This window comes from Terriglobus sp. YAF25, assembly GCF_052113305.1.
Lineage (GTDB): Bacteria > Acidobacteriota > Terriglobia > Terriglobales > Acidobacteriaceae > Terriglobus.
The window spans coordinates 1-6,433 of the sequence record NZ_JBFRCY010000502.1; the positions used below are offsets into that span (position 1 = coordinate 1).

The following is a 6,433-nucleotide window of genomic DNA, read 5'->3' on the forward strand; positions in this document are numbered from 1 at the left end:
GTACCAGGATGCTTTGCCGATCTGATACCAGGGCTTTTTGGACGTCGCCTTACGAGTCTTGCCATCGTTCGGCGCCTTGTTGAGATCGCGAGGGAGATCCGTTGAAACGTCGGTCGGAGCGGCCGATGTAGCTGTTGCTGAAACACCTAAACCGAAGGCCACAACTCCTGTCAGCAAACGTGGAATACGGTTCAGCAGCCGGGAAGAAAATTGTTCTTGCATACGTTCTTACTCCACTGTTATTTTCTAGTTTCCTGAAACGCTAAGTCAAACAAACCCAGAGACTTACCTTCATTTATCGACTTGCCCCCCAGGCCTCACCGTGGTATAGAAGAACGGAGGTCGCAGGAGCTTTTGCGGTCATTCTGGGGCCCAGTGCTACATTGCATACTGAAAGAGGGATGCTTTCCGTACCAACTTCAGTTGGCCAGGGAGGACCTTTCCACAGATTTTTTTGCCTTTTTAGGTTGGAGAAACAACCCTGAAATCCTCCAAAAACCTTCTTACGATCGCCGGTTACGACCCCTCATCCGGAGCAGGCATCACAGCAGACCTTGCCGTCTTTGCCGCCCATGGCTTCTTTGGAACAAGCGCCATCACCGCGTTGACCGTCCAGTCCACGACCGGAGTCGCATCCGTTCACCCCGTAGAACCGGCGGTTCTGGCAGAGACGCTGCACGTTCTTGATGGGGATCTGCCGCCCGCCGGCGTCAAGCTCGGTATGTTGGGCTCAAAAGCGGTGGTGGAGGTCGTCGCAGAGTATCTTCAGCGGCTTACCTGTCCGGTAGTTCTGGATACGGTCCTTCGATCCAGCTCGGGCAAAGCTTTGCTGAGCCCGGAGGCCATGGCCGTGTTCCGAGGCCTTCTGCAACAGGTCGACTGGGTAACGCCGAATGTCGATGAACTGTCGGTTCTGACCGGTATGCCGGTCGCTACGCCCCGGGAGATCGAGAGTGCCGCCCTTGCATTGGGCCAACAGTACGGAGTCGGTGTCATTGCGACCGGTGGCCACCTGGAGACTCCGGACGACTACGTCCTGCTGCCCGGCGACACGGCAGGGCTTTGGCTTGCCGGTGAGCATATCCCGACCCACGCAACTCATGGCACTGGCTGCGCCTTCTCGAGCGCCTTCTTGTGTCGCCTGGTGGAAGGGCAGCTGCCAGTGGAAGCTGCCGGAGCGGCTAAGGAATACGTCCGGCAGGGGATGCTGCGGGCGACGACGATCGGACACGGGAAGGGGCCGCTGAACCTCTTGTGGCCGCTTACACAGAAGCCGTAGAGCATTTTTCCTGTTGCTGGGTATCCCGGAAGGAGCGTACAGCGGCGTTTTCATTGGGGAAAACGCCCATAGATGTGGAATCCCTGCACTACACCTACAGGAAAAATGCTCTAGCCGCAATTTAGGGTAGAACTAGAGGTATGCCGTTGCTGATTACGCTCAATGGAAAGAGCAAAGAGTTTCCGGATCTGAACGAGGGCGCGTCCGTGGGGGATTTAGTCAGCGCCTCAGGCCTCAAAGGTGATCGCGTCGCCGTGGAGCTCAATGAAGAGATCGTCTCGCGCCGCAGGTGGGAAGAGACCTTTCTGAGGACCAATGACAAGGTCGAAATCGTCCACTTCGTGGGCGGCGGCGCCTCCTAAACTAACCAATTTCCAGCTTCTCCCGGAGCTCAGCAATACTCTCATTCCGCTGCTGGAAGTGGCGCACGACGGTTCCATAAGAGACATCCCGGGAGACTCGTTGTTTGTCCGGACAGACGATCACCGTCCCATCCACCGAGAAGCGGCGATAGGTCGGCTGTGTTTCCATGTCCCTGATGCCCGCCTCTGCAATCTGATGGTTGAGGGCGAGTTGGWCATCCAGTTCTAGAATCACCTGATCGGCGAAGCGCTTCATAAACCCCAGGGTGGCTGTTGTGGGGTGGAAGACCATGAAGCCACAGCAAAGGATGAACCCCTGTTTGCGGGCCACATCCATGGGAATGGAAAAGTCTTCCTGGGCAACGATGTCGGCCTGTGGCAGGGTGGCAAGCATTGTGTCCAGATCAGCAACCGCGACCGCATCAATATCCATCGAGTAGACGGCATGCCCGCGCTCGAGCAGCGTCTTCAGGATCAAGGAGCGCAGCACCCAGAGCAGATGCCGGCTGTGAGGATTGATCTTGCCGTTGGCGTCGAAGAGGAAGTAGGAGGAGATGTCCAGAACGCGGCAACATTCCAACCGTGAAGCTACATCGACAGCTTTGCTGTCGAGAGCAATCACCAGAAAACGCTGGTCGACGTACTTCAACGCCTGTTCCTTCCAGAGCTCGAACATCTCCAGATAGTGACCGCTGAGCGTAATAATCGTTACGCGGCTACCGGATCCAAGCGCGAGCGCCTCGATCTGCCGATGAAGGGTATCGGAAACCGGCCCATCAAGAATCTGGGTAAGGTACCGATGCATTGTCTCAGCGACTACGGCAGCGTGCCCCTGGTCGCGTTGGGCGACCTTTTGCAACAGGTCCCGCCCTAAAGAGGGGTTGCCCAGCCGCATGGCCATTTCGGCGATCTCGAGATCGATCGCTGCGTCTTTGCCAAAGTCACGCTTCAGTAGCCGTTCAAAGAGCGTCTGGGATGTGCCGCTCCTCCTGGAGAGCAGAAGAGCATAGGAGAGCCTGCCGCGGTCGAAGGCAGCAAGCGACGGAAGGGGACCGGCGTAAACCAGGCTCGCCACCGTCATGGTCCACCATCCCATCCGGGCACACAGACGGCTGCTTCCAAGAAATAGTCGCGTCAACATGGTTGTTTTCTTTCAGGCGGAGCGAGTCTTGAGAAACCGGCTTCTGAACCGTTGCTGCAGGATGTCTTTCAGTTCACCGATCCCGAAGTAGGCGTATGCGGCAGCGGCGAACAGCAGAGCTGCGGCGCAGGAGAAGCCTACAACCGCCCACAGTGACCAGTTGACCTCGAGCTTGGAGGGGTAGAACGACAGGGCGAACGCGACGCTCATAAAGATGGCCAGCCGGGTAATTGGCTGCAGGCTGACCTTATATTCGGCGGGGAAGATGTCTTCATTGAAGCGAACGACGGCATAGGTCTGGATGATCTCCCAGACCAGCCAGCAGAGGATGAAGCCCGTAAGGCTGTACATCTTCATGATCGGAAGGGATACTCCCAACATCACGAGATAGCCGACCACACTGAAGACGGCGAAGCGCTCGTGCTTGTTCGAGGAGGACTGGAACTGGGTCTTGTGTTCCTTGATTCTAAGGAAGCCGGCCAGGGCAATCAGCAGAAAGTGGCCRCTGGGTTTGATGATCGCCCGGACATGCTCCATGCTGCCGTATCGCAGTGACGGCAGAAGGATCGGCGCATTCCGCCGCATGTCGATCATCACCAGGATTAGGAAGGTGAAGAAAGCCCCCAACTGCGCCCCGGCGACGGCTGGGAACGAACCGTGCATCTTCACGGTCAATGCAATGCATACGATGGAGAACAGTCGCTGCGCACTGGCCCAGTAGTTTCCGCGGTGCAGTTGGCCCACGACCATGTAGCTGTTGGTCATCAGGCTGAACAGCATGTTCAGGGCGATCTGCAGGATCAGCAGGTATAGTGCCAGCGCATTCTGGAACGGAGTTTCGACCTTCAGGTTCAGGTACGACGCGATCGGCAGAACAAAGACGATCAGGCCGGCGATGGCAAAAAGCGTAAAGAACCCAACCAGCAGCCGCAGAGCCGCACCCTGAACATTCTTGGCGCCCTCAATGTCGCCGCTGTTGTACAGGATCGACATCTGGTTGTTGGAGTAGTTCTGGATCCCGTAGTTGAGGGTGCCCAGGTAACTGACGGCGGCGCTGAGCGCAATCCATTCGCCGTAGACCATGATGCCGTTGGAATAGGACCGGAGAAACAGTGGCGGCACGATGAGCTGCGAGATGATCGTGACGCCTTGACCTAGAAAGTTCGTGAAGAGCGTCTTAAAGATTCGGCGCAAATTCATAGAAAATGAGTGCTGTAAGGTCCTTTAGGCTGATGCTGGAGAGGAAGGCTCGAAGAAGAACCGTGTTTTTCGCATGCTAGCACAGCAAGAGTGCAGCGCTTGCAAACAGCAGAAAACAAAGATGATCTCGAAAGAACGCAGGCTGGGAAGCAGCTGCGAGAATCCACTCTACAGAATATGTGTTATCGGACGTAAAGAGTATAGGCCGAATATGGCTACGTCTCTGATAATGCCGCCGCCTCGTGGGCGTGCATAGCCGGCATTTTGAGAGTCACTCTGGTCCCCCTGCCGGGACGGCTGTTGGTCTCCATGGAGGCCGAATCGCCGTACAGCACCTCCAGACGTTCGCGGACATTGCGCATTCCGATGCCTGTTCCCGGGCGAACCAGGCCGCTCACCGGTGACGGCGCGTTGTTCTCCGGAGCCATCCCGATGCCGTCATCTTCCACCTCAATCAGGAGCTGCTCGCCATCCAGCTTGCTGCGAAGCGTGACCGTACCTCCGGTAATCCGAGGCTCCAGACCATGCTTGATGCTGTTCTCAATCAGCGGCTGCAGGATCATGCTGGGTACGACGAGATGCTCCGTCTCCGGGCTGATCTCCTTTACGAAACGCAGCTTCTCGCCAAACCGGACGACCTCGATTCGAAGGTAGTTGTCGGTAAACGCCAGCTCCTCTGAGAATGGGACGAACGCTTCTCGGTCCTTCAGGAGGACCCGCAGGATATTTGCCAGCTTGACCACCATCTCCCGCGCCAGCTCAGGCTTGAACCGGACTAGCGAGGCGATGGAGTTCAAAGTATTGAAAAGAAAGTGCGGATTGATCTGCCGCTGCAGCGCGTCCAGGCGGGCTTCCAGCAGCAGGCGGGTCTGCTCTTCCAGCTTTCGCTCGATGCGGACCGCATTCCAGATCTTCAGCGGAATTCCCACGACTACGGGCGAACAGGCGCAAAGAGCTAGTTCTACAAGCCATCTGTTCGAGTGTAGCGAGAAGAATCGCCTGGGAAATATTGTAGCTAAACCACTTGCGCCAAGTTCAAGAACCGCAATCAGGAGCAGCAACAGCAGTTGCCGGTCCAGATGGGGCCTGCTGAGGTTTCGACGGACCCAACGGTAGAGGCTGAGGTCGATAAGGGGCGTGAACGACCAGACGTCTTCCAGGCTGGTAAATGAGCGAAATCCCCCGRCAAAGCTCCCGACCAGCATGTTCACCGGCAACGCCAGGTACTCATGGTGGAGCAGGGCCGGGAGAGCCAGGAAGATACCGCCCAGCGTTGCAGGCCCCGCCCCCAGGACGAGCCCCAGCAGAATCACCGTTTCGAAACTGATATCGGCAGCTAGAAAATTTGGGACGATACTCCGCAGCCAGACACCCAGCATCAATGGTGTGCAGATAAGCGCCAGAAGAATCAAGGTTTGCCGCCGCGTGCGATGGTGCGACAGCAACAGATCCTTGAAGACGCTTGACCGTGAGAGTGAACTGGAGACCGCCGCCGCCACACCCAGCTTTACCAGGAGCGTGATGAGGATCAGCTTGGGGTCGGTGGGATGCATAGGGCCATTCTTACTCTAGCTGTCTTTTACCAGATGGTGACAACTCCTCCGAAGCCAAAGCCGCACCATATTCATCTAAGTTAACGGAACTATAATCAACACAATGCCCTTTGAACGAGTTAGTAAAGTAGCTGAAGCCGATCTGCCCACCCGTTGGGGCCAGTTTCGGATTCACGGTTTTGAGGGCGTAGTCGCCAATCCAGAGCCGTGCAACGAAGCTTTGCCCGCGCCTGCGAAACGGATTGAGGGTGTGGTTGCGCTGGTCCATGGCGATGTCTTCTCTGCCCCTCCCCTCGTGCGGGTGCACTCGCAGTGCCTGACGGGAGATGTATTTCATTCCCTTCGTTGCGATTGCCGTCTCCAACTGGAGTTGGCCATGAGCATGATCATCGAGGCCGGAGCCGGCATCCTGATCTACGAGCAGCAGGAAGGCCGCGGCATCGGCCTGATGGCGAAGCTGCGCGCCTATGAGCTGCAGGACCACGGACGGGACACCGTTGAGGCAAACGAAGAGCTGGGCTTCAAGGCAGACTGCCGTGACTTTGAGTTGCCGGCCGAGGCCTTGAAGCTGCTTGGCATCACCTCCGTGAAGCTGATTACCAACAATCCGGAGAAAGTGGCTGCGCTGGAAGCTGGCGGAATCAAGGTCGTTGAACGCATCTCGGCCGAAGTGGAACCCGAGGCGACCTTCGAGAGATATCTCCAGGTAAAGCGCGAGAAGATGGGCCACCTGCTACCTAGCATCTAGGGAACCGTTCTCCGGGGCTGCGCTGTCTGCCCGGCCATGTCCAACTGTGTCTTGAGATGCTAGACTTCCGGGGTTTCGGTAGACGCAAGTGCTCTAAACAGCACTGCCGGCATCAGTCCTTCAGCCGAAACCCAACGACGACCTTGGAGG

Annotated in this window: 8 protein-coding genes; 3 read left to right on the top strand and 5 right to left on the bottom strand. The window is 57.0% G+C overall.

Annotation, left to right across the window (positions count from 1 at the left end; translation table 11 throughout):
* Positions 1 to 222 (bottom strand): hypothetical protein (locus tag AB4043_RS18845; RefSeq protein ID WP_442307767.1); only part of this gene is annotated, 222 nt, incomplete at its 3' end.
* A gap of 286 nt (positions 223 to 508) precedes the next feature.
* Between AB4043_RS18845 and thiD the strand changes: the two genes are divergently transcribed.
* Positions 509 to 1,279, top strand: a complete 771-nt coding sequence (thiD, locus tag AB4043_RS18850) for a bifunctional hydroxymethylpyrimidine kinase/phosphomethylpyrimidine kinase (RefSeq protein WP_442307771.1) — start codon at positions 509 to 511, stop codon at positions 1,277 to 1,279.
* A gap of 140 nt (positions 1,280 to 1,419) precedes the next feature.
* Positions 1,420 to 1,641: a sulfur carrier protein ThiS gene (thiS, locus tag AB4043_RS18855; protein WP_442299587.1), complete on the top strand. Its 222-nt coding sequence runs from the start codon at positions 1,420 to 1,422 to the stop codon at positions 1,639 to 1,641.
* 1 nt (position 1,642) lies between these two features.
* Here thiS and AB4043_RS18860 read toward each other — a convergent pair whose 3' ends face one another.
* From AB4043_RS18860 to AB4043_RS18875, 4 genes are all read right to left on the bottom strand, one after another.
* Positions 1,643 to 2,782, bottom strand: a complete 1,140-nt coding sequence (locus AB4043_RS18860) for a putative nucleotide-diphospho-sugar transferase (RefSeq protein ID WP_442307768.1) — start codon at positions 2,780 to 2,782, stop codon at positions 1,643 to 1,645.
* A 12-nt stretch (positions 2,783 to 2,794) separates the two neighbouring features.
* Positions 2,795 to 3,982: a hypothetical protein gene (locus AB4043_RS18865; RefSeq protein WP_442307769.1), complete on the bottom strand. Its 1,188-nt coding sequence runs from the start codon at positions 3,980 to 3,982 to the stop codon at positions 2,795 to 2,797.
* A gap of 215 nt (positions 3,983 to 4,197) precedes the next feature.
* Positions 4,198 to 5,535 carry a sensor histidine kinase gene (locus tag AB4043_RS18870; RefSeq protein ID WP_442307770.1) on the bottom strand — a complete coding sequence of 446 codons (1,338 nt, stop codon included), beginning with the start codon at positions 5,533 to 5,535 and terminating at the stop codon, positions 4,198 to 4,200.
* Positions 5,536 to 5,545: 10 nt separating this feature from the next.
* On the bottom strand, positions 5,546 to 5,803 hold the full coding sequence (locus tag AB4043_RS18875) for a hypothetical protein (protein ID WP_442299874.1): 258 nt from the start codon (positions 5,801 to 5,803) through the stop codon (positions 5,546 to 5,548).
* Here AB4043_RS18875 and ribA point away from each other — a divergent pair.
* Complete coding sequence (gene ribA / locus AB4043_RS18880) at positions 5,705 to 6,283, top strand: GTP cyclohydrolase II (RefSeq protein ID WP_442299863.1); 579 nt, start codon at positions 5,705 to 5,707, stop codon at positions 6,281 to 6,283. The genes AB4043_RS18875 and ribA overlap by 99 nt on opposite strands.
* The last annotated feature ends 150 nt before the right edge of the window (positions 6,284 to 6,433 follow it).

Coding starts and splice junctions, on each gene's coding strand:
- thiS (WP_442299587.1), top strand. CDS start 1,420: ATGCCGTTGCTGATTACGCTCAATGGAAAGAGCAAAGAGTTTCCGGAT.
- AB4043_RS18875 (WP_442299874.1), bottom strand. CDS start 5,803: ATGGACCAGCGCAACCACACCCTCAATCCGTTTCGCAGGCGCGGGCAA.